This window comes from Micromonospora sp. NPDC007230 (genome assembly GCF_042869115.1).
Lineage (GTDB): Bacteria > Actinomycetota > Actinomycetes > Mycobacteriales > Micromonosporaceae > Micromonospora.
In genome coordinates, this window is sequence record NZ_JBIAFE010000007.1 from 57,950 (window position 1) to 81,169 (window position 23,220).

The 23,220-nt window shown below is 72.6% G+C and carries 19 protein-coding genes; 11 read left to right on the forward strand and 8 right to left on the reverse strand.

Annotated elements, in window-relative coordinates; translation table 11 throughout:
* Positions 1-54 precede the first annotated feature (54 nt).
* Together ACFYML_RS12175 and ACFYML_RS12180 are read left to right on the forward strand one after the other, a co-directional pair.
* On the forward strand, positions 55-1,203 hold the full coding sequence (locus tag ACFYML_RS12175) for an outer membrane lipoprotein carrier protein LolA (RefSeq protein WP_387420801.1): 1,149 nt from the start codon (positions 55-57) through the stop codon (positions 1,201-1,203).
* A gap of 289 nt (positions 1,204-1,492) precedes the next feature.
* Positions 1,493-3,712, forward strand: a complete 2,220-nt coding sequence (locus tag ACFYML_RS12180) for a HelD family protein (RefSeq protein WP_387420803.1) — start codon at positions 1,493-1,495, stop codon at positions 3,710-3,712.
* 84 nt (positions 3,713-3,796) lie between these two features.
* Here ACFYML_RS12180 and ACFYML_RS12185 read toward each other — a convergent pair whose 3' ends face one another.
* Positions 3,797-4,219, reverse strand: coding sequence for a hypothetical protein (locus ACFYML_RS12185; RefSeq protein ID WP_387420622.1), 423 nt, complete (start codon positions 4,217-4,219; stop codon positions 3,797-3,799).
* 230 nt (positions 4,220-4,449) lie between these two features.
* On the opposite strand from ACFYML_RS12185, the gene ACFYML_RS12190 reads away from it, so the two are divergent.
* Positions 4,450-4,761 (forward strand): glycerophosphodiester phosphodiesterase family protein, encoded by a 312-nt coding sequence (locus ACFYML_RS12190; protein ID WP_387420623.1) that lies wholly within the window; start codon positions 4,450-4,452, stop codon positions 4,759-4,761.
* Positions 4,762-4,929: 168 nt separating this feature from the next.
* A complete protein-coding gene (locus ACFYML_RS12195; protein WP_387420624.1) occupies positions 4,930-5,307 on the forward strand; it encodes a hypothetical protein in 378 nt (125 codons plus the stop codon).
* A gap of 60 nt (positions 5,308-5,367) precedes the next feature.
* On the opposite strand, the gene ACFYML_RS12200 is transcribed toward ACFYML_RS12195, so the two are convergent.
* From ACFYML_RS12200 to ACFYML_RS12210, 3 genes are all read right to left on the reverse strand, one after another.
* A complete protein-coding gene (locus ACFYML_RS12200) occupies positions 5,368-6,327 on the reverse strand; it encodes a sporulation protein (protein WP_387420804.1) in 960 nt (319 codons plus the stop codon).
* 132 nt (positions 6,328-6,459) lie between these two features.
* Positions 6,460-7,236: a DeoR/GlpR family DNA-binding transcription regulator gene (locus ACFYML_RS12205; protein WP_357433154.1), complete on the reverse strand. Its 777-nt coding sequence runs from the start codon at positions 7,234-7,236 to the stop codon at positions 6,460-6,462.
* 29 nt (positions 7,237-7,265) lie between these two features.
* Positions 7,266-9,326, reverse strand: coding sequence for a beta-galactosidase (locus tag ACFYML_RS12210; RefSeq protein WP_387420625.1), 2,061 nt, complete (start codon positions 9,324-9,326; stop codon positions 7,266-7,268).
* A gap of 274 nt (positions 9,327-9,600) precedes the next feature.
* Here ACFYML_RS12210 and ACFYML_RS12215 point away from each other — a divergent pair, with 274 nt between their 5' ends.
* The 6 genes from ACFYML_RS12215 (at position 9,601) to ACFYML_RS12240 (ending at position 16,788) form a co-directional block, all read left to right on the forward strand.
* Complete coding sequence (locus tag ACFYML_RS12215; RefSeq protein WP_387420626.1) at positions 9,601-10,929, forward strand: ABC transporter substrate-binding protein; 1,329 nt, start codon at positions 9,601-9,603, stop codon at positions 10,927-10,929.
* Positions 10,930-10,951: 22 nt separating this feature from the next.
* Positions 10,952-11,908: a carbohydrate ABC transporter permease gene (locus ACFYML_RS12220; protein ID WP_387420627.1), complete on the forward strand. Its 957-nt coding sequence runs from the start codon at positions 10,952-10,954 to the stop codon at positions 11,906-11,908.
* On the forward strand, positions 11,905-12,813 hold the full coding sequence (locus tag ACFYML_RS12225; protein ID WP_387420628.1) for a carbohydrate ABC transporter permease: 909 nt from the start codon (positions 11,905-11,907) through the stop codon (positions 12,811-12,813). The genes ACFYML_RS12220 and ACFYML_RS12225 overlap by 4 nt, the downstream gene beginning before the upstream one ends.
* Positions 12,810-15,029: an alpha-galactosidase gene (locus tag ACFYML_RS12230; RefSeq protein ID WP_387420629.1), complete on the forward strand. Its 2,220-nt coding sequence runs from the start codon at positions 12,810-12,812 to the stop codon at positions 15,027-15,029. Before ACFYML_RS12225 ends, ACFYML_RS12230 begins: the two co-directional genes overlap by 4 nt.
* A gap of 112 nt (positions 15,030-15,141) precedes the next feature.
* Complete coding sequence (locus ACFYML_RS12235) at positions 15,142-15,534, forward strand: YciI family protein (protein WP_198940385.1); 393 nt, start codon at positions 15,142-15,144, stop codon at positions 15,532-15,534.
* Positions 15,535-15,546: 12 nt separating this feature from the next.
* Positions 15,547-16,788 (forward strand): RNA polymerase sigma factor, encoded by a 1,242-nt coding sequence (locus ACFYML_RS12240; RefSeq protein WP_387420805.1) that lies wholly within the window; start codon positions 15,547-15,549, stop codon positions 16,786-16,788.
* A 197-nt stretch (positions 16,789-16,985) separates the two neighbouring features.
* On the opposite strand, the gene ACFYML_RS12245 is transcribed toward ACFYML_RS12240, so the two are convergent.
* Positions 16,986-18,344 carry a cellulase family glycosylhydrolase gene (locus tag ACFYML_RS12245; RefSeq protein ID WP_387420630.1) on the reverse strand — a complete coding sequence of 453 codons (1,359 nt, stop codon included), beginning with the start codon at positions 18,342-18,344 and terminating at the stop codon, positions 16,986-16,988.
* 289 nt (positions 18,345-18,633) lie between these two features.
* Between ACFYML_RS12245 and ACFYML_RS12250 the strand changes: the two genes are divergently transcribed.
* Positions 18,634-19,596, forward strand: coding sequence for a TIGR03557 family F420-dependent LLM class oxidoreductase (locus ACFYML_RS12250; RefSeq protein ID WP_387420631.1), 963 nt, complete (start codon positions 18,634-18,636; stop codon positions 19,594-19,596).
* 162 nt (positions 19,597-19,758) lie between these two features.
* On the opposite strand, the gene ACFYML_RS12255 is transcribed toward ACFYML_RS12250, so the two are convergent.
* The 3 genes from ACFYML_RS12255 to ACFYML_RS12265 are packed head-to-tail and all read right to left on the reverse strand — an operon-like array spanning position 19,759 to position 23,151.
* Positions 19,759-20,805 carry a hypothetical protein gene (locus tag ACFYML_RS12255; protein WP_387420632.1) on the reverse strand — a complete coding sequence of 349 codons (1,047 nt, stop codon included), beginning with the start codon at positions 20,803-20,805 and terminating at the stop codon, positions 19,759-19,761.
* A 41-nt stretch (positions 20,806-20,846) separates the two neighbouring features.
* Positions 20,847-21,650, reverse strand: a complete 804-nt coding sequence (locus tag ACFYML_RS12260; RefSeq protein WP_387420633.1) for an endonuclease/exonuclease/phosphatase family protein — start codon at positions 21,648-21,650, stop codon at positions 20,847-20,849.
* Between the two features lie 10 nt (positions 21,651-21,660).
* Positions 21,661-23,151: a phosphatase PAP2 family protein gene (locus tag ACFYML_RS12265; protein WP_387420634.1), complete on the reverse strand. Its 1,491-nt coding sequence runs from the start codon at positions 23,149-23,151 to the stop codon at positions 21,661-21,663.
* Positions 23,152-23,220: the final 69 nt, after the last annotated feature.

The window sequence follows — 23,220 nt, forward strand, 5'->3', positions numbered from 1 at the left end:
CTCAGCGGCCTCACAGCGACCCTCCTGCACCATTACGGTCAGGAGGTGCCCATGATGTCCGTACTGAAGAACCGTGCCGTGCTGCGCTGGCTTGTCCCGGTGACCGCGGGGGTCGCCGTGGTCGGCGGCGGCGCCGCGATCGGCACGTTGGCCGCCGGGGCCGACCCGGCCCTGCCGCCGCGCACCGCGGCGCAACTGCTCGAGGATCTGCGCTCGTCCCGCCTGGACGGGCTCTCCGGCACCGTGGTGCAGCGCGCCGATCTCGGGCTGCCGCCGATCGCCGACCTGGCCGGCGCGGCCGGCGGCAACGAGCTGGCCAGCCTGGTCACCGGAACGCACACCGTGCGGGTCTGGTACGGCGGCCCGGACCGGCAGCGGATCGCCCTGGTCGACACGCTCGGTGAGCGGGACATGCTGCGCAACGGCCGCGACGTGTGGACGTGGAGCAGCCGGACCAACACCGCGTCGCACCGGACGCTGTCGGCCACCGACAAGACGATGCCGTCCGCGCCGGCCACCCCGGTCGAGGCCGCCGACAAGGCGCTCGCGGCGATCGACCCGAGCACCGCGGTCACCGTGGGGCGCACCGCGAAGGTCGCCGGCCGGGACGTGTACGAGCTGGTGCTGACGCCGCGCGACAAGGACTCGCTGGTGCATCAGGTGCGGGTCGCGCTGGACGCGAAGGAGCACGTGCCGCTGCGGTTCGAGGTGCTCGCCGACGGCGCCGACCAGCCGGCGTTCGAGGTGGCCTTCACCCAGGTCGACTTCCGCACGCCGGACGCGGACCAGTTCCGGTTCAACCCGCCGCCGGGGGTGACGGTCACCGAGGAGAAGGCGAGCGCGCCCGGGCCGACCCGGCAGCACCGGCCGGACGCCGAGCAGCGGCCGGACGTGCGTACGGTCGGGACCGGCTGGACGACGGTGCTGGTGGCGAAGTTGGACGCGGCCGGCCTGACCGGTGGCGGCGCCCCGAGTGCCCGGGGTGCCAGGCCGGGCGAGTCGGCGGGGCCGGCCGGCGACCCGGGCCGGGCCGGCGCGGACGCGGTGGCCGGGCTGCTGGGTGGGCTGCCGAAGGTGAGCGGTGACTGGGGCAGCGGCCGGCTGCTGACCGGGAAGCTGTTCAGCGTGCTGCTCACCGACGACGGCCGGGTGCTGGCCGGCCTGGTCACGCCGGAGCGGCTCTACCAGGCGGCCAAGGGCTGACCCGGAGAGCGAGCCTCATCAGGGGCCCGGACGGCGGAAGCCGGCCGGGCCCCTGATGCGTATGCGGAGGAAGCGCGGCGCGGCGGTGTGAGGTGGCCACGGACGGCCTGGTTCACTTGGCCCGGAAGCGGGCCAGGCGGTATCTTTCTCAATTCAAACACAAAAAGGAACGGCTCATAAAAGCCATTCCTGCAGCGATTTTAGCCAATGAGGAGCCGGCTTGTCAACGCACTCCGACGTAGAGCTGCACCAGGACGACGAGATCGGGCGCGAGCAGGAGTACGTCTCGATGCTCTACGACCGGCTGGACGGCATGCGCGAGCAGGCCGGCCGGCGGCTCACCGAGGAGCTGCGGAACACCGGCGGCACGCAGCAGGCCCGCTCCCAGCGCGACTCCACGGTCCGGATGTACGCCGACCAGGTCGAGCAGTTCTCCGCGGTGGAGACCGGCCTCTGCTTCGGCCGCCTCGACGGCGACGACGACTCCCGCCGCTACATCGGCCGGATCGGGATCTTCGACACCAGCGGCGACTACGACCCGCTGCTCATGGACTGGAGGGCCCCGGCGGCCCGGGCGTTCTACCTCGCCACCGCCGCCAACCCGCAGGGCGTACGCCGGCGCCGGCACCTGCGCACCCGGGAGCGGAAGGTCACCGGGATCAACGACGAGGTGCTGGACATCGCCGCCGCCTCCCCCACCGCGCACGAGGAACTGACCGGCGAGGCGTCGCTGCTCGCCGCCCTGAACGCCGGCCGCACCGGCCGGATGCGCGACATCGTCGAGACCATCCAGGCCGAGCAGGACCGGATCATCCGGGCCGACCTGCCGGGCGTGCTGGTGGTGCAGGGCGGCCCCGGGACCGGCAAGACGGCGGTGGCGCTGCACCGGGCCGCCTACCTGCTCTACACGCACCGGCAGCAGCTCTCCACCCGGGGCGTGCTGCTGGTCGGCCCGAACGCCACCTTCCTGCGCTACATCTCCCAGGTGCTGCCCGCGCTGGCCGAGACGGGTGTGCTGCTGCGTACCCAGGCCGACCTCTTTCCCGGGGTGCAGGCCCGGCGCACCGAGCCGGCGGAGACCGCCGCGCTGAAGGGACGCGCGGTGATGGCCGAGGTGCTGGCCAACGCGGTACGGGACCGGCAGTGGGTGCCCGAGGAGCCGCTGGAGATCGAGCTGCCGCAGCGGGAGATCCTCACCCTCGACCCGGCCGTGGTCCGGGAGGCCCGGGAGCGGGTCCGCCGCGCCGACCGCCCGCACAACCTGGCCCGGGCGCTGTTCGACATCGAGATCGTGCACGCGCTCGCCGACCAGGTCGCCGAACGGATCGGCGCCGACCCGCTCGGCGGGGAGAACCTGCTGTCCGAAGCCGACCGCGCCGAGATCCGCCGGGAACTGCGCGACGAGCCCGAGGTCCGGGCCGCACTGGACGAGCTGTGGCCGGTGCTCACCCCGCAGCGGCTGCTCGCCGACCTGTACGGCGCGCCGGAACGGATCGCCGCCGCCGCGCCGATGCTCGCCGACGCCGAGCGGACCATGCTGCACCGCGAGCCGGGCGGCTGGACGCCGGCCGACGTGCCGCTGCTGGACGAGGCGGCCGAGCTGCTGGGCGAGGACGAGCGCGCCGCCGCGGCCCGCCGGGAGCGGATCCGCTCGCTGCAACGCGAGTACGCCGAGGGCGTGCTGGAGATCGCCCGCGGTTCCCGGTCGATCGACGTCGAGGACGAGGCGGACGGCGGCGAGATCCTCGGCGTCACCGACCTCATCGACGCCGACCGGCTGTTGGAACGGCAGGAGGAGTCCGACCGGCTGACCACCGCACAGCGCGCCGCCGCCGATCGGAGCTGGGCGTTCGGGCACGTGATCGTCGACGAGGCGCAGGAGCTGTCGCCGATGGCGTGGCGGCTGCTGATGCGCCGGTGCCCGAGCCGGTCGATGACCATCGTCGGGGACGTGGCGCAGACCGGCGCCCTCGCCGGCACGCCGTCCTGGTCCGAGGCGCTGGCGCCGTACGTGGCGGACCGGTGGCGGCTGGAGGAGCTGACCGTCAGCTACCGCACCCCGGCCGAGATCATGGCGGTCGCCGCCGACGTGCTCGCCGAGATCGACCCGGCGCTGCGCCCGCCCCGCTCCGTACGCGCCAGCGGCGTGCCGCCGTGGGACCGGACCGTCGACGCGGACCGGCTCGCCGCGGAGCTGGTCGCCACGACAACGCGGGAGGCGGCCGGGCTGACCGACGGGCGGCTCGGCGTGATCGTGCCGGCCGGCCGGATGCCGGAGCTGGGCGGGGCGGTCACCGCCGCCCTGCCCGAGGCCGCCGTCGGGGAGCAGCCGGAGCTGGCGAGCCGGGTGGTGGTGCTCACCACCGAGCAGGCCAAGGGCCTGGAGTTCGACTCGGTCCTGGTGGTGGACCCGGACCGCATCGTCGCCGAGTCCCCGCGCGGCCACAGCGACCTCTACGTCGCCCTCACCCGCGCCACCCAACGCCTAGGCATCCTCCGCGCCCCCTAACCCCGGCTGATCATGAGGTTGACGGCGATCTCGATCTCCACGAGTGCCGCCAACCTCATGATCGATGGGCGGGGATCCCGCCGGTCAGCCCGGGTGGGGCCGCTCGTCGGTGAAGTTGCCGACCTGGCTGCCGCTCGACGACGCGTCACTCGTGGAGCCGCCGGCCGGGGTGCTCAGGCCACCAGTGGTGGCGTCACCCGTGGTGGTCGGGGCCACCTTCCCGCGGTGCCGCTCCGGCTGGCGGGCCAGCCTGCGGGCGCTGGCCGGGCCGGCCGTGCCCCCGGTCGTGGTGACCGCGCCCTGACCGCGCGTCGGGCCGCCGTCGCGCAGCACGTTCGGGTCGACCGGCACGTGCGCCGGGTCGTCCGGATCCTCCTCCTGGATCACCCGCAGCACATCGGTCTGCGGCACGGTGACCTCTTCCACCGCGCCCTTGCCGTACACGCCGCCGGCGATCCGGTCCTCGGCCCGCCGGGCGGCCTCCTGCCGCATGTCGTCCTCACGCACGTCAACCACCTCGCAGCGTTCTCGGATCTTTGTTGCGTGCCCGACGACCGGCGGTCCAAACCCACGCTGGTCGTCCGCCCGGGTTCACCGGCGCGTCTCCCGCTGCTCGCCTGCCGCCGCCCGGGCTGCCCATGCTGAGCCGCGGGGTTGGCGGGACCCGCCCGCCCCGAAGGGAAGACAGCGGGCGCACCGTACGCCGTACCACCCTCGCCGCGCTCCTGGCGGCGACCGTGACCGCCGGTCTCCCGGCGGCCGCCGAGGCGGCCCCGCGGCCCGGCCGGACCTTCGACCTCCAGGCCCACCGCGGCGGCCTGGGGCAGGGCACGGTGGCCGCGGCCGACTGTTACCTGCGGCAGAACCCGGCATACTTCCACGGACCGGACGTCCCGACCCTGCAGCGGCGGTACGGGCTCACCGTGGTCCCCTACACCGTCAACGACGCGGCGGTGATGCAGCGGGTCATCGACCTCGGCGTGGACGGCCTCATCACCGACGACCCGGACCTGCTGGTCACGGTGGCGGTGCGCAACGGCCTGCGCTGACCGACCGGCAGGAGCCCCGGGGAGACCACATCCACCGCCGATCGGGTGTTACCTCTCCGGGGCCCTCGGGTAGACGCGGGGTGCCCCCGCCACGAAACGCGAACCGTGCCGTGGCCGAAACGCGGTAGCGGGGCGGGTGTGCAACTCATCGCATCCGAGGAGGACAAGATGAGCACGCAGGCTGCGTCCACCAGGCCGATGAACCGGCCGGCGCAGGAGGCGCCCAACCGGATGGCCATGCAGGACGTCCAGACCCGTCAGATGCCGATGATCCAGGATGGTCGCCGGCAGCCGACTCCGGGCACCGAGACCAAGCACGCCCTTCTCACCACAGAGTTCTGGGTGTACGCGATCGCCGTCGCGGGCGTCATCGTCGCCGCGTACTGGCCCGGCGGGAGCGGCAATGGCTTGAACCTCGCCAACCCGAACCTGTCGTGGTGGTTCCTGACGGTCCTGACCGGCGCCTACCTGTTCAGCCGTGGTCTGGCCAAGGCTGGTAGCGAACGCCACTCGATCGCGGAGCGCCGGGCGGCCCGGCGCCAGTGAGCAACACCTGAGAGCGGCGGTGGCCCCGGGAGTTTTCCCGGGGCCACCGTCGTGCGTGGACTACTCGAAGTCCCCGCCGAAGTCCCCGAAGTCGCCCTCGAAGGCGTCCTCGATCAGCTCACCGGCGACCAGGCCACCGGCCACCCCCAGGGCGGCGCCCGCCACCATGCCGCCGACCCCCGGCCCACGGCGCCCGTGATGGCCGTGGTGCCCGTGCGGTCCGAAGCCCTGGGCCCGCAGGTTGCCGTAGCGCGAGGTGGTCTCCCGCAGCCAGCCGTCCACCACCTGGGCCCAGTCGGTGCGGCCCGCGTCGCTGTGCGGGACGGTGTACCGGCCGAAGACGTCGTGCCCGGCGGTGAAGAACCCACCCCGCTTGTCGCACTCCAGGATCACCTCGACGCCACGCTGGCTGGTCACAAAGGTCAGCTCGACCTCGTTGACGGCCTGCGCGTACTGCGGCGCGGCGAAGAACTCGATCTCCTGGTAGAACGGCAGCGTCTGCTGCACGCCGTAGATGTGGCCGCGCTCCAGGTCGGCGTGCTTGAACCGGAAGCCGAGCGTCTGGAACGCCTCGAGAATCCGCTCGTGGATCGGCAGCGGGTGCACCGCCACCTGGTCCAGGTCGCTCTTGTCCACCGCGCGGGCCACCGCGACCTCGGTACGCAGCCCCATGGTCATACCGCGCAGCCGCTGCCCGTACACGTCGGTGACCGGGGTCTCCCACGGCACCGGGAGCTGGAACGGGAGGGAGAGCTGCTGCTTCGGCGCCAGCTCCAGCCGGCCGCTGACCGACATCCGGTGGAACTCCATGATGCCGGCGTACTCGGAGTCGCCGCTCTCGACCTCCACCCGGGTGACCAGGCCGACGCTGATCTGCTCGATGCTGGCCGGCACGTCACCGCCAACCAGGTTGACGTGCCCGTCCAGGGCCAGGCCGGGCCGGGTGTTCGGGTTGGTCAGCACCGTGTCGACGCTCGGGCCGCCGACGCCGAACGCGCTCAGCATCTTCTTGAAGACCATCGCCACTCCGCTTCCACCTTCGGCACGCTCCACGACAGAGCGCGCACGGGACCACCAAAGGCACGTTAACCTGCAGCGCTGTGAAGTGGCTGTGAGCACGAGGCCTCCGCCGGCACGGCGCTCGTCGCGGTGTCAGTCGACCCGCACGACGATCAGCTCGCCGACCTGCTCGCCGATCTGCTGCCGTCCCTCCGCGGGCAGCCCGCCGTCGGTGATGAGCACGTCGGCCGCCGCGAGCGGGGCGATGGTGGCGATCCCGATGGTCTCCCACTTGGTGTGGTCGGCGAGCACGACGAGCCGCCGGGCGGCCGCGATCAGCCCCCGGTTGACCGCCCCCTCCAGCAGGTTCGGCGTGGTGAACCCGGTCCGCGGGCTCATCCCGTGCACGCCGAGGAAGAGCAGGTCGACGTTGAGGGCGGCGATGGCCGCCTCGGCCACCGGCCCGGTCAGCGCGTCCGAGGGCGTACGGATGCCACCGGTGAGCACGACGGTCTGGTCGGGGCGGGGGTTCTGGTAGAGGGCGTCGGCGACCGGCACCGAGTTGGTGACCACGGTGAGCCCGCGGACGTCGGCGAGCCGGGCGGCCAGGGCGGCGGTGGTCGTGCCGGCGGAGAGCGCGATCGCCATCCCGGGCTCGACCAGGCCGGCGGCCCGCTCGGCGATGGCCCGCTTCTCGGCCTGCTGCCGGATCGACTTCGCGGCGAAGCCCGGCTCCTCGGCCGAGCCGGGACCGGCCAGCGTCGCGCCACCGTGGACCTTGTCGACCAGCCCCCGCTCGGCGAGCACCTCCAGGTCCCGCCGGATCGTCATGTCCGACACCCCGAAGCGGCTGACCAGGTGACTGACCCGGACACCACCACGCTGGCGGATCAGCTCCAGGATGGCGCTCTGCCGCTGCTGGGCGAGCATGGATCCTCCTTCGGGTGCAGGGGCCACGGTCAGGCGGCCTCGGCCGTCCGGTCCGTCGCCGGATCGCCGGCCCCCACCCTGGCCGGCACCTCGGCGGCGCGGGCCGGCGTTTCGCGGACCACCGCCACCTCGCCGGCCGGGACCACCAGCTCACCGTCGCAGCGGCCGCCGCCGAGCAACTCGACGCCGGTGACCGCCAGCCGGGCCTCGGCGTCGGTGTGGTTGATGACGAACAGCCAGCTCCGGTCGGCGGACCGGCGGCGGACCACCTCCACCCCCGCCGGGGCGGCCACCGGCGGGCGGGCGCCGGATTCGGCGAGCAGCCGGGCGACGAGCCGGTCGGTGGCGTCCGCGTCCAGCCGGGTGGCGACGTACCAGGCGGCACCGGCGCCGACCGCGTGCCGGGTCAGCGCGGGCACCCCGGGCAGCGGCCCGTCGGCGTACGAGGCGAGCACCTCCGCCCCCTCGGCGTGCAGCCACTCGGTCCACACGGCGGCGGTGGCGCCGTCGTCGAGGCGTACCCGCTCGCCCTCGCGGAGCGGGAAGAACTCCTCGGTACGGACGCCGAGCAGCTCGCGGAACGCGCCCGGGTAGCCGCCGAGCCGGATGTGGTCGTGCTCGTCGACGATGCCGCTGAAGTAGGTCACCAGGGCGGTGCCACCCGAGGCCACGAACGCGCGCAGGGCCTCGGCGTCGGCGTCGCGGACCAGGTAGAGGGTGGGCACCAGGACCAGCCGGTAGCGGGACAGGTCGGCCGACGGGTGCACCACGTCGGCGGTGACCCCGGCCCGCCAGAGCGCGCCGTGCAGGGCGGCGAGCCGGTCCAGGTAGGTGACGTCGGTGCTGGGGTGGGAATCGAGCTCGACGCCCCACCAGGCCGCGTAGTCGAACAGGATCGCCACCTCGGACTCGACCCGGCTGCCGCGTACCTCGGCCAGGGCCTTCAGGTCGGCGCCGAGCCGGCACACCTCGCGGAACACCTTCGTGTCCGGCCCGGCGTGCGGGACCAGCGCGGAGTGGAACTTCTCCGCGCCCGCCCGGGAGGCCCGCCACTGGAAGAAGAGCACTCCGTCGGCGCCGCGCGCCACGTGGGCGAGGCTGTTGCGCCGCAGCTGGCCCGGGGTCTTGGCGACGTTGCGCGGCTGCCAGTTGACCGCGCTGGTGGAGTGCTCCATCAGCAGCCACGGCCCGCCACCGGCGACGCCCCGGGTGTGGTCGGCGGCGAGCGCCAGGTCGACTTGCGGCCGCGGGTCGGCGGCGATCAGGTAGTGGTCGTTGGCGACCAGGTCCACGTCGGACGCCCAGGAGTGGTAGTCCAGGTGCTTGACGCCGGTGCCGATCATGAAGTTGGTGGTGACCGGCTGCCGGGTGAGCCGGGTCAGCACCTCCCGCTCCGCACGCAGCTGGGCGCGCTGCTCGTCGGAGGAGAAACGCAGGAAGTCCAGCTGCTGGGTGGGGTTGGCGAAGGTCGGGGCGGTCCGTGGCGGGTTGATCTCGGCCCAGTCGTGGTAGCGCTGGCTCCAGAACGCGGTGCCCCAGGCGGCGTTGAGTGCGTCCAGGTCGCCGTAGCGCTCGCGCAGCCAGCGGCGGAACGCCTCGGCGCTGACGTCGCAGTAGCAGTGCACGTTGTGGCAGCCCAGCTCGTTGGAGACGTGCCACATCACCACGGCCGGGTGGTCCGCGTACCGGCCGGCGACGGCCTCGACCAGCGTGAGGGACCGCCGCCGGAAGACCGGTGAGCTGGGGCAGTACGCCTGCCGCCCGCCCGGCCAGAGGACCGTGCCGTCGGCGCGTCGGGGCAGCGTCTCCGGGTGCCGGTGGGCCAGCCAGGGTGGCGGACTGGCGGTGGCGGTGGCCAGGTCGACGCTGATCCCGCCGTCGTGCAGCAGGTCGAGCGCCCGGTCGAGCCAGCCGAACTCGTAGCGCCCGGGGGCGGGCTCCAGCAGGGCCCAGGAGAAGATCCCGACGGAGACCAGATTGACCCCGGCCCGGCGCATCAGCGCGACGTCCTCGACCCAGGTCTCCTCGGGCCACTGCTCCGGGTTGTAGTCGGCGCCGTACCAGATCCGCTCACCGTGCCAGGTCCGCATGAGTGCAGAGGGTGCCCCCGAACGGCCATCAAGTCAACACTTTCCAACATCGACAGGGATTACCACCGTTGGCCGGCCTCGGCCATGTCACAACTGGGTTATCGCTGTCCGCTTCCCCCCTTGACAGCGCGGAACCAGGGGGTAGCTTCAACCGCCACCGGCTGTTTGTGTTCGGACATGTGGATTCGCGGTGGATCCACCGCCGCCGGCGCGAACACCGATCCCACCACCACGGCTTTTGGACGCAGCGCACCTCTTCCACGCAGGAGGCACCATGTCCCGTCCCCGATCACAAGCCGAATACCTCGCCCGACTCGTGCCCCCGTCCGTCGCCGGCCTGAACCGCCGCTCGCTGCTCGCCGGCGCGGCCGGCGCGGGCGCGCTGCTCGGCACGGGACTGCTCGCCGGCTGCGGCTCCGGCTCCGACTCGGGCGCAGGCTCGAAGACCGTCTCCGTCGGCTCGAACGCCTCGGACCCGACGCCGAAGGACGTCCTCGCCAAGCTGGCGGCCGGCTTCCAGAGCTCGTCGGGGGTCCAGGTCAACATCAACACGGTTGACCACAACACGTTCCAGGAGAACATCAACAACTACCTGCAGGGCAAGCCGGACGACGTGTTCACCTGGTTCGCCGGCTACCGGATGCGGTTCTTCGCCGCAAAGGGTCTGGCCGGCGACGTCAGCGACGTCTGGGGCAAGCTCTCCGGCTTCTCGGACGCGTTCAAGAAGGCGTCCACCGGCGACGACGGCAAGCAGTACTTCGTGCCCGCGTCGTACTACCCGTGGGCGGTCTTCTACCGGAAGTCGGTGTGGCAGCAGCACGGCTACCAGGTGCCGACGACGCTCGACGACTTCACCACACTCGCCGGGCAGATGAAGAAGGATGGCCTCATCCCGATCGCCTTCGCCGACAAGGACGGCTGGCCGGCGATGGGGACCTTCGACATCCTCAACCTGCGGATCAACGGCTACCAGTTCCACGTCGACCTGATGGCCGGCAAGGAGGCGTGGACCTCCGACAAGGTGAAGAAGGTCTTCGACACCTGGGCCGGGCTGCTGCCGCTGCACCAGCCGGACGCCCTGGGCCGGACCTGGCAGGAGGCCGCCCAATCGCTGCAGCAGAAGAAGAGCGGCATGTACCTGCTCGGCCTCTTCGTCGCCCAGCAGTTCAACGACAACGAGCAGGACGACATCGACTTCTTCACCTTCCCCGAGATCGACTCGACCATCGGGGCCAAGGCCCTGGACGCGCCGATCGACGGCTACATGATGGCCCGCAAGCCGAAGTCCGAGGCCAACGCCAAGAAGCTGCTGGAATACATCGGCGGCGTCGACGCCGCGAACATCATGGTGAAGGGCGACCCCGGCACCCTGGTGGCCAACAGCGGCGGGGACACCAGCGGCTACACCGCGCTGAAGAAGAAGGCCGCCGAACTGGTCGGCGCGGCCACGGAGATCGCCCAGTTCCTCGACCGGGACACCCGGCCGGACTTCGCCTCCACGGTGATCATCCCGGCGTTCCAGCAGTTCATCAAGAACCCGAAGGACATCAGCGGGCTGCTCACCAGCATCGAGAACCAGAAGAAGTCGATCTTCACCAGCTGACGGCGGAAGGGAGGAGGACACCATGTCCGACCTGCCCCTGATCCAAGCGGATCGCGCCGTACCACCGCCGGCCGCGACCACCACCACGCGTGGTCGCGGCCGGCGGCTACGGCTCCTGTCCCGCACCGACCGCGTGGTGATCACGCTGATGGTGCTGGTACCCATGCTCCTCGTCGTCGGCCTAGTCTGGTTGCCGGCGGTGGCCACCGTGCTGCTCTCCGGCACCAACTGGGACGGCATCGGCCCGCTCAGCGAGATCGACTGGGTCGGCCTGAAGAACTACGACGACGTGGTGAACATCTACCCGCCGTTCGTGCCGGCGATCCAGAACAACCTGCTCTGGCTGGCCGCGCTCTTCGTGGTGGCCACCCCGTTCGGGATGTTCCTCGCCGTGCTGCTCGACAAGGAACTGCGCGGCAGCCGGTTCTACCAGACCGCGCTCTACCTGCCCGTGGTGCTCTCCCTGGCGCTGATCGGCTTCGTCTGGCAGCTCATCTACAGCCGCGACCAGGGCCTGCTCAACGCACTGCTGGGCACCCAGACCGACTGGTACGGCGACCCGCACGTGAACATCTGGGCGGTGCTCGTCGCCGCCGGCTGGCGGCACGTCGGCTACATCATGCTGCTCTATCTGGCCGGCCTCAAGGGCGTCGACCCGTCGCTGCGCGAGGCGGCCGCCGTGGACGGCTCCTCCGAGGCCAGCACCTTCTTCCGGGTGGTCTTCCCGGTCATGCGGCCGATCAACATCATCGTGCTGGTGGTGACGGTGATCGAGTCGCTGCGCGCGTTCGACCTCGTGTGGGTCATCAACAAGGGCCGCAACGGGCTGGAGTTGATCTCCGCGCTGGTCACCGCGAACGTGGTGGGCGAGGCCAGCCGGATCGGCTTCGGCTCCGCCCTGGCGACCATCATGCTGGTCGTCTCCCTGGTCTTCATCACCCTCTATCTGGCCACCGTGATGCGGGAGGGCCGGCGATGACCACAGTGCTGACCCGCGAGACCACGGCCACCGCACCGGCCGGGCGCCGCCGGCCACTGCGGCCCGCCCGGGTGGTCCTGCACCTCTTCCTGGGTACGGTCGCCGTCGGCTGGCTCTTCCCGATCCTCTGGGCGACGCTGACCTCGCTGCGGTCCTACGAGTACACCGCCACCCACGGCTACGTCTCCCTCGGCGGCTGGACCATCGACAACTACGTCACCGCCTGGCGGACCGCGGAATTCGGCAAGCACTTCCTCAACTCCGTCTACATCACGCTGCCGGCGGTGCTGCTGACGCTCTTCCTCGCCTCCTGCGTGGCGTTCGTGATCGCCCGGTTCAGCTGGAAGCTCAACCTCGTGCTGCTCGGGCTGTTCACCGCGGCGAACCTGCTGCCGCAGCAGGCCCTGCTGATCCCGCTGTTCCGGATGTTCACCGAGATCCCGCTGCCGGCCTGGATGAGCGACTCGGAGCTGCTCTACGACAGCTACTGGGGGCTGATCCTGGTCAACGTCGCCTTCCAGTGCGGCTTCTGCGTCTTCGTGCTGAGCAACTACATGAAGGCCCTGCCGCACGACCTGTACGAGGCGGCGATGGTGGACGGGGCCAGCGTGTGGCGGCAGTACTGGCAGGTCACCATGCCGCTGTGCCGGCCGGCCCTGGCCGCGCTGGCCACCCTCGAGGTGACCTGGATCTACAACGAGTTCTTCTGGGCCACCGTGCTGATGCGCACCGGCGACAAGTTCCCGGTTACCAGCTCGCTGAACAACCTGCGTGGCGAGTTCTTCACCGACAACAACCTGGTCTCGGCCGGCTCGGTGCTGGTCGCGATCCCCACCCTGGTGATCTTCTTCCTGTTGCAGAAGCAGTTCGTCCGGGGCCTGACGCTGGGAGCAAGTAAGGGATGATCCTCCACCTGCGCCGCGCCCGGACCAGCCTGGTGCTCGACGCGCGCGGCCCGGGCCTGCCCCGGATCGTGCACTGGGGCACCGACCTCGGCCCGCTCCCCGCCGACGACCTGCCCGCCCTGGTCGACGCCACCATCGCGCCGGTGGTGCCGAGCAGCTTCGACGCGCCGACGGTGCTGTCACTGCTGCCGGAACCCAGCGCCGGCTGGAGCGGCCGGCCCGGCCTGGCCGGCCACCGTGACGGCCGGGACTGGTCCACCGCCTTCCGCCTCGACGGGCTCGACGTCGCCGACGTCGCCGACGTCGCCCCAGAGCCGAGCCGGGTGGCGGGGGGCGGGGCGGCGGTGCGCGTATCCGGGGATGAGCGGGAGCCCGACGGGGCCGGTGCCGCGCGGGTGACCGTGCGGGCGGCGGACCCGGGCGCGGGGTTGTCGCTCACCGTCGAGCTCACGCTCGACCCGACCGGACTGCTGACACTGCGGCACCGGCTGCGCAACGACGGCGACCGGCCCTACGAGGTGCGGGAGCTGACCCCGGTGCTGCCGGTGCCCGCGGTCGCCACCGAACTGCTCGACCTGACCGGGCGCTGGTGCCGGGAACGCGCCCCGCAGCGGCACCCGTGGCCGATGGGCACCTGGGTACGCGAGGGCCGGCACGGCCGCACCGGCCACGACGCCACGCTGCTGCTCGTCGCCGGCACGCCGGGCTTCGGCTTCGGGCACGGCGAGGTGTGGGCGGTGCACACCGCGTGGAGCGGCGATCACGTCACGGTGGCCGAGCGCCGCCCCACCGGGGAGGCCACCCTGGGCGGCGGCGAACTGCTCACCCCCGGCGAGATCGTGCTCGCCCCCGGCGCGGAGTACGCCACTCCCCTGCTCTACGCGGTCCACTCGACCGACGGGCTGGACGGGCTCAGCGACGTGCTGCACACCCACCTGCGGGCCCGCCCGCAGCACCCGCGCGCACCCCGCCCGGTGACCCTCAACGTGTGGGAGGCGGTCTACTTCGACCACGACCTGAACCGGCTCAGGGACCTCGCCGACCGGGCCGCCGAGGTGGGCGTGGAACGGTACGTGCTGGACGACGGCTGGTTCCGGGGCCGCCGGCACGACCGGGCCGGGCTCGGCGACTGGTGGGTCGACGACGACGTCTGGCCGGACGGGCTGCAACCGCTCATCGACCACGTCCGCGGGCACGGGATGCAGTTCGGGCTCTGGGTCGAGCCGGAGATGGTCAACCCGGACTCGGACCTGTTCCGGGCCCACCCGGACTGGCTGCTCCAGGCGCCCGGCCGGCTGCCGCCGGAGTGGCGCCACCAGCAGGTGCTCGACCTCGCCCACCCGGACGCGTACGCCCACCTGCTGGGTCGGCTGGACGCGGTGCTGACGGAGCACGACGGGATCGTGTACCTGAAGTGGGACCACAACCGGGACCTCACCGAGGCCGGGCACGGCGGCCGGCCGGGGGTGCACGCGCAGACCGTGGCGGTCTACCGCCTCCTCGACGAGCTGCGGGGCCGCCACCCCGCAGTGGAGATCGAGAGCTGCTCGTCCGGCGGGGCGCGGGTCGACCTGGAGATCCTGCGCCGCACGGACCGGGTGTGGGCCAGCGACTGCAACGACGCCCTGGAACGGCTGTCGATCCAGCGCTGGACCGGCCTGCTGCTCCCACCCGAACTGGTCGGCACCCACATCGGGCCGGAACGCTCGCACACCACCCACCGCGTGCACGACCTCGGCTTCCGGGCGGTCACCGCGCTCTTCGGCCACCACGGCATCGAGTGGGACATCAGCGGGATCACCGCCGCCGAGCGGGCGGAGCTCGCCGCCTGGGTCGCCCTGCACAAGCGGCTGCGTCCGCTGCTGCACGGCGGCCGGGTGGTCCGGGTCGACCACCCCGACCCGGCCGTCCAGGCGCACGGCGTGGTCGCCCACGACCGGTCCCACGCGGTGTACGCGATATCCCGGCTGACCACCTCGGTCGCGCAGGTGCCGGGCCCGGTACGCCTGCCCGGGCTGGACCCGGCGCGGCGCTACGCCGTGCGCCCGCCCGCCGGGGTGCCGGAGCCGGCGCTGCTGGAGCTGGCCCCGCCGGCCTGGTTGGCCTCGGCCGACGGGGTGACCCTCGGCGGGTCGGTGCTCGCCTCGGTGGGGCTCCAACTGCCGGCCCTGCACCCCGAGCAGGCGCTGCTGCTGGAGGTCACCGCCGTCGGCTGAGATTTCCTGGAATTTCTCCGCCCGGATGTCGAGAACCGGAGTGGCAGCTTCTACCTGAGGGTGGAAGCACCGAGAATCGGTGCACAGGGGTGAGGAGCGAACCGTGAAATACATGCTGCTGATGCAGTTCAGCGCCGCCGGGGCCGACTTCCCGTCGATCGACACCTGGACGCCGGAGGAGATCCGGGCGCACATCGGGTTCATGGGAGAGGTCAACGCGAAGCTCACCGCCGACGGGGAATGGGTCCAGGCGGAGGGCCTGGGCGGGCCGCAGCAGGCGCGGATCGTCCGGGCGGGCGAGGGCGGCGCCCCGGTCGTCACCGAAGGGCCGTTCGCCGAGACCAAGGAGTTCCTCGCCGGCTGGTGGATCGTCGACTGCGAGACGCCGGAGCGGGCGGTCGAGATCGCCGCGCACATCTCCACCGCGCCCGGGCCCGGCGGGCGACCGCTGAACATGCCGATCGAGGTGCACCCGATCATGTCCGCGCCGCCACAGGAGATCTGACCGCTGGGCACCCTGGACCGGACCGTCGAGGACCTGCTGCGCGAGCTGGCGCCGCAGGTCCTCGGCGTGCTCGCCCGCCGGTTCGGTGACTTCGCCACCGCCGAGGACGCGGTGCAGGAGGCGCTGCTGGACGCGGCCACCCAGTGGCCGGCCCAGGGGCTGCCGGACAATCCGCGCGGCTGGCTCGTCCAGGTCGCGTACCGCCGGATGATCGAGCTGGTCCGGGCCGAGGCCGCCCGGCGGGACCGGGAGGACCGCGCCGCCCGGCGGGAGGGCGACCACCGGCAGACCGCGCCGGCCGCCGACGAGCCGCTGATCTCGGACCGGGACGACACCCTGGTCCTGCTCTTCCTCTGCTGCCACCCGACGCTGTCGACCGCCTCGGCGATCGCGCTGACGCTGCGCGCGGTGGGCGGGCTCACCACCACCGAGATCGCCCGCGCGTTCCTCGTCCCGGAACCCACCATGGCGCAGCGGATCAGCCGGGCCAAGCAGCGCATCCGGACCTCCGGGCTGCCGTTCCGGATGCCGGACGAGGGCGAGCGCGAGTCTCGCCTCGCGGCGGTGCTGCACGTGCTGTACCTGATCTTCACCGAGGGGCACACCGCCAGCCTCGGCACGGACCTGCGCCGGGTGGACCTGTCCGAGGAGGCGATCCGGCTGACCCGGGCCATGCACGCGCTGCTGCCGGACGACAGCGAGGTGGCCGCGCTGCTCGCCCTGATGCTGCTCACCGAGGCCCGCGCCGCCGCCCGGACCGGTCCGTCGGGTGAGCTGATCTCCCTGGCCGACCAGGACCGCAGCCGGTGGGACGCCGCCGCGATCGCCGAGGGGACCACGCTCGTCACCCGGGCGATGGCCCGCGGGCCGGTCGGGCCGTACCAACTCCAGGCCGCCATCGCCGCGCTGCACGACGAGGCGCCCACCGCCGCGCAGACCGACTGGCCGCAGATCCTCGCGCTCTACCAGGTGCTGGAACGCCTCTCCGGGAACCCGGTGGTGTCGCTCAACCGCGCGGTGGCGGCCGCCATGGTGCACGGCCCGGCCGCCGGGCTGGACGCGCTCGCCGCCCTGGACGCCGACCCCCGGATGGTCGGGCACCACCGCCTCGACGCGGCCCGGGCGCACCTGTACGAGATGGCCGGCGACCGGGACGCCGCGGTAACCCACTACCGGGCCGCCGCCGGGCAGACCACCAGCCTCCCCGAGCAGCGCTACCTGCAGATGCGGGCCGCCCGGCTGGCCCAGCGCTGATCGTTGATCCATTCCCGATCGGCTGTCGACGGCTCCAAGATCCACACTAGATCGGCGAGGTGGCGGTGTCCGGGCGGCGCAACACCGCCAAGTCGCCGACCTGCTGTTGACCCACTTCAGATCGGGGAGGTGGCGTTATCGGGCGGCAGGAATATCGCCACGTCGCCGATCCGGGGCGGGCCCGCCCGCCGGGTGGGTCAGCTCGCCGTGCAGGTCATGGATGGGGTGGTGTTGGTGCCGTTCCAGCTGGCGAGGAATCCGAAGCTGGTGCTGGCACCGGCGCCCAGCCGGCCGTTGTAGTCGACGTTGCGCGCGGCGTATTCCGCGCCGCTGTTGCTGATCGTGGCGTTCCAGGTCTGGCTGACCGTCTGGCCGTTGGCGAAGGTCCAGCGCACGGTCCAGCCGGTGATCGCCGAGGGGCCGGCGGTCACCTTGACCTCGCCCTGGAAGCCGCCCTGCCAGGAGTTGACGATCGTGTAGCCGGCCGTGCAGCCGCCGGCCGGTGGGGTGGTCGGCGGCGGGCTGCTCGGCGGGGTCGTCGTGGGCGGGGTCGTGGTCGGCGGGGTGGTGCCGGAGTAGACCGAGGCCTCCCTGGCGGTGGCCCGGATGCCGTTGGCGCCGTTGAAGATCCGCTGGCCCCAGCTGGTCAGGTTGTTCGGGTCGAAGTTGGTGGCCATGTCCAGGTATTCGACGCCGCCGCCGTTGCCGCTCCACGACCAGCCCAGGTAGCCGATCCCGTTGGCCTGGCTGTACGCCATGATGGTCTCCTCGTCCGGGTTGCCGTCCGAGTGGTTGAAGCCGAACTCGCCGACCACGATGGGCAGCTTGGCGGTGCGGAACCGGCCCAGGTAGTCGGTGATCTCGGCGGCGGTGTCGAAGACGCCGTACATGTGGATCGAGAAGACGGTGTTCTTCGCCGGGTCGGCGGTGAAGACCGTGCCGGCGTTGTCGCGCATGGTGAACGACCAGTCCTGACCCCAGTTCGGGGCGTCCACCATGATCGTGTGGTTGATGCCGCCGGCGCGCAGCCGCTTGATCGCGTTGGCGGTGTCCGTCGCCCAGGTGGCGTAGCCCTGGTTGCCGTACGGCTCGTTGCCGATGTTGACGATGACGTACTTCTCCTGCCCGACCAGGGCCCCGGCGATGCTGAGCCAGTAGTCGACCGCCCGGCTCAGAGTGATGGCGCCGCTCTGCTCGCCGTAGCCGGTGGTGTCGTGCACCTCCAGGACGCAGATCAGCTTGTTGGCCTTGCACAGGGAGATGACGTTGGTGACGTCGGCGGCGCTGTTCCTCGCCCAGCGGTCACCGCTGGCCAGCACCACCCGTACGCTGTTCGCGCCGAGCGCCTTGAGGTTGGCGAACGAGCCGGTCTGCTGCGGGTACCAGGTGTGCGCGTGGTTGACCCCACGCATGACGAACTCGGTGCCGTTGGCGTCGTACAGCCGCCCGTTCGAGACGGAGAAGCCGGCGGCGGCGTGTGCCGGCTGCCCGACGGCGAAGACGGCGGCGAGAACCGTCAGCAGGGCGGCACCCGCGACGGAGAGCAACTTCTTCATGGCTGTCCTCAGGGAGGTCTCCCCCGTGCCCTGGTGGGGGTGCGGTGGTGGTGACAAGGGCGGCTGAGCCCGACAGCCGCCGCCCGACTCCCGGCGGACGCAGGCATCAGCGTAGGACGATGGAACACCGGAGGCAACCGGTGAAGCTGATCGATGGACAAGGGTGGCGACCGGACGGTGGGCAGCAGCGCCGCCGCCGGCAGCAAGTGCCTGGACGGCAAGCGGACGGGCACGGTTGACCGGCGCAGCGCGGGGTATCTGGTGAGGATCCGCCGGAAGGAGATGCGCCATGGTCAACGTCGGCTACACCCTCCTGTGCGAGCAGGCCGGCCCGAAGCACCTGGTCGACCACGCCGTCCGCGCCGAGGCCGCCGGCTTCGACCACCTGGTCATGTCCGACCACTACTACCCGTGGCTCGACGCGCAGGGCCACTCCCCGTACGCCTGGTCGGTGCTCGGCGCGGTCGCGCACGCGACCAGCCGGGTCGGGCTGATGTCCTTCGTGACCTGCCCGATCCGCCGCTACCACCCGGCGGTGGTGGCGCAGAAGGCCAGCACGGTCGGGGTGCTCTCGGACGGCCGGTTCACCCTCGGGCTGGGCGCCGGGGAGAACCTCAACGAGCACGTGGTCGGCGGCTGGCCGCACGTGGAGCAGCGCCACGAGATGTTCGAGGAGGCGTTGCAGATCATCCGGCCCCTGCTCAACGGCGAGACGTTGACCTTTTCCGGCAACCATTTCGACGTCCCCGACGCGTACGTCTGGGACCGGCCCGAGCGCCCGGTGCCGATGGCGGTCGCCGCCTCCGGCCGGCAGTCCGCCACCCTCGCCGCCGAGTACGGCTACGGCATGATCGCCACCGAACCCGACGCGCACCTGATCCAGATGTACGACGACGCCGGCGGCGTCGGCAGGCCGCGCTACGGCCAGGTGGCGATCTGCTACGGCCCGGACGAGGCCGAGTGCCGCAAGATCGTGCACGACCAGTTCCGCTGGTTCGGCCTGGGCTGGAAGGTCAACGCGAACCTGCCGGGGCCCGAGTCGTTCGCCGCGGCGACGCAGTTCGTGCGCGAGGAGGACGTGGCCGGGTCGATCCCGTGCGGCCCGGACGTGGACCGGCACGTGGCGGCGTTCAAGCAGTTCGTCGACGCGGGCTTCACCCACGTGGCGCTGGTCCAGGTGGGCGCGGACAGCCAGCCGATGTTCCTGAACTGGGCGCAGGAGGAGCTGTTGCCCCGGCTCCGCACGCTGTGACCACCCGACCTGCGATGGTGGGTCCATGCGTATCGGGAACACCGAGATCCGACCCCTCGGGGGCGGGGTCGGCTGCCTGCTGATGATCCTCTTCTCGATCCTCGTCTCGGTGGTGCTGACCGTGGTGCTGAACCTGCTGATCTGACCGCCGGGCCGGGCGGGTCAGCGGCGCAGGCCCAGGGCGGTGAGCAACTCCCGGCTGGTGACCCGGACCGGGTCCAGCACCGCCCGGCGCAGCCAGCGGCGGGTCGGCCCGACCATGGCCCGCCACGCCGTACGCATGCCCCGCACCGCCGGGACGACGGTGGCCCGCCAGCCGGCCCGGACGGCCCGGCCCAGCGGTACGACGGTGTGCCGCCAGAGCCAGCGCAGGACCCGACCCAGCGGTCGCAGCAGCACCCGGTAGAGGAAGCCGAGCATCCGTCCGGCGAGCCGCCAGGCGCCGACGACCGCGTCCGCCAGCACCCCGGCGATGACCCGGGCCACGGCGGCCAGCACCCGGCCGACCGCGACGACCCCGGCGGCGATTACCCGACCGACGGCAGCCAGCCCACGGCCGAGCAGCGCCAGCCCGGCGCACAGCGACCGTCCCACCGGGGCGAGCACCCGGGCCAGCCAGCGCAGCGGCCGGACCACCAACTCCCGGACCAGCCAGGCCAGCGGCACCCACACCAGGTGCCGGGCCGCCCAGGCCAGCGGACGCCAGAGCACCCGCACCCCCACCCAGGCGGCGCCTCTCGCCAACCACACCAACGGCTGCCAGATCAGGTGCACCGCGACCCAGGCGAGGCCCCGGGCCAGCCACCCCAGCGGCAGCCACACCAGCGTGCGCACGGCCCAGGCCAACGGACGCCACAGCAGATGCACGGCGACCCAGGCCGCCCCACGCGCCAGCCAGACCAGCGGCAGCCACAGCAGGGTGCGCGCGGCCCAGGCCAGCGGGCGCAGCAGCCAGCGGCGCAGGAACCGGCCGCTGGGCCTGACCAGATACCGGTCCAGCAGGCGGCCGGCGGCGACGGCCAACTCCCAGGCGAGGCGTACCGGCAGGACCACGACCAGGGCGACGGCGCGGGCGACGGCCGCGACCAGCCGGGGCGGCGGCTCGGCCGGGGCTGGGGCGCGCGGGCCGGTCGACGCGGCGGCGTCCGGCCGGGGCGGCGTGGGCGGCCGGTACGGGTCGGACGGACGCGGGGGCGGCGGGCCGGTCACGGCGTCACGGTAGTCAGCCGCGGCAACGACCGCCGCCCCGGTCAGGCCGGGTCCAGCACCAGGTCCGCCACCACCGGATAGTGGTCGGAGGCGGTGTCCGCGTCGCCGCCCCGGACCACCCGCACCTGGCGGGCCAGCGCGGCCAACGCGGGCGTGGCGAGCAGGTAGTCCAGGCGCATCCCGGCGAACTCCGCCCCGCCGTGCCGGGTCGGCACGGTCAGCCCGCCTGGCTCGCTCCCGCCCCGGTCCGGCCACAGGTCGACCAGGCCGGCGGCGAGCAGGCGGGACACGGCGCGGGTGTCGACGGTACGGCCGTCGCGGCGCAGGTGCCGGCGCCGGTACCGGTCGGACAGGCCGGCCAGCCGGGCGGTGTGGTCGGCGGTCGGCTCGAGGGTGTTCAGGTCCCCCGCGAGCAGGGCCAACTCGCCCCCGGTACGCCGGACCGCCGCCGCGAGCCACTCCGCCTCCATCCGCCGCCGGCCGCCGGAGTACGGATCAAGGTGGGTGCTGAACACGGTGAGCGGCCCGGCCCCGGTGGACACCTGGACCCGGGCGGCGGCGTGGTGGAAGGGTCGGCGTACCCGAGCGGAGCGCAGCACCCGCAGCGGCGCGCGGACCAGCACCGCCACCGGCTGCCCGAAGCAGGACCGGGCCAGGTGGGGCACCATCCCCAGCCGGCCGGCCAGGTCCGCCATCCGCCCGCCCCGGTCGAGGCCGCGCAGTTCCTGTAGGGCCAGCACGTCGGGCCGCTGGCCGCTGACGACCGCGACGATCCCGTCGCTCCGGTCGGGCCCGTCGCGGTCCCGCCCGCCGGTCCGGATGTTCCAGGTCATCACCCGTAGCATCGGCGCCCGGTCACTCCTCCCGGCCGGCCCTGGCCAACTCGTCGGGCAGTTCGGGCACCTGCTCCGACTCGATGGCCGGACGGTTGCCCCGCCGGACGTCGGCGTTGGGGCGGACCACCCACCAGAGCAGCCCGATCCACAGCCCGCTGAGCAGGATCGCGCCCATGACGTCGGTCGGGTGGTGCATGCCCCGGTACATCCGGGAGACGGCCACCCCGACCGGCATGATCACCGCCATGGCCACGAACAGCCACCGCCACCAGTGGTCGGTGCGGGCGAGCACGATGACGGCGATCGCGGTCCAGAGGCAGATGGTGGCCGCGATGTGCCCGGACGGGAAGGACGAGGTGGGCAGGTGCCCGTCCAGGTTGTCGACCGGCGGGCGGGGACGGTCGACCGCTCCGGAGGAGGCGAGGAAGAGGCTCAGCTCGCCGAACATCGCCAGCGCCACGAAGAGCACCGGCCGCCAGCGCTTCCAGATCGCCAGCACCAGCGGGCAGAAGACCAGCGAGATCAGCAGGATGGCGTGGGTGTCGCCGAACTTGCTCCACCACCAGCTCAGGTTGTTCAGCGAGTCGGTACGCCGGGCCGCGAGCCACTGCGGCACCTCGCTGTCGAGGGTGTCCAGGAACGTGCCCTTGGCGTGGTAGCTGACCACCATGCCGAACGCGTAGAGGGCGCCGAAGACGAGCACCCAGCCGACCAGCAGTTCGGCGACGGCCGAACGGGGATGCTCCAGCACGTGCTTCTCGTCCGGCGCGGGGGTGATCTCCTCCCCCGCCTCCGGCTCCAGGCCCTCGCTGATCGGCGGCACCGGGCGGCCGCGGTCGCGCCGCCACAGCCGGAAGGCGTACGCGGTGACGCCGAGCCAGGTCGCGCCGAGCAGCCAGCCGCCGAGCACGTCGGAGACGAAGTGCACGCCGAGCGCGATCCGGGTCAGCCCGATCAGGAGGACCAGCCCGGCGACCAGGACGATGGCCGGTCTGCGCCACCGGGGCGGCATGGCCGGCAGGAAGACCAGCAGCAGCGCCCCGTACGCGACAAACGAGCCGAGCGCGTGCCCGCTCGGGAAGCTGTTGCCGGGCGCGTGGGTGATCGGCACGTCGACCACCGGGCGCAGCCGCCCGACCAGCGCCTTCAGCGACGGGTCGAGGATCAGCCCGCCCACCCCGCTGATGATCAGGTAGACCGCCAGTCGGGGCTGGCGGCGGATCAGCAGGCCGACCACCGCGATGGTGACCAGCCAGATCAGCACCGGCCGGCCGCCCAGGTCGGTGACCGCCTGGAGCGCGGTGACCAGGGGGTGGTGCGGCGCCACGAGGTGGTTGAACCACTCGGCAGCCTCGTGGTCCGCGCGGTACAGCGGGTCCCAGTGGAACCGGACGAGCATGAGCAGCACCCCGAACGCGACCCCCGCCCCGGCGACCGCGAGCAGCCCTACGACGCTGCGCTCGGCGAACCGGCCGAGGGGCCGGCGGTGGGTCTCCTTGACCGCGGTCACCCGCACCTCCCTTGTGTTCTGCCGAGGCGCGCTGTACCCGGTTCGCGCTCCGCGTACACGCGGCCGCCG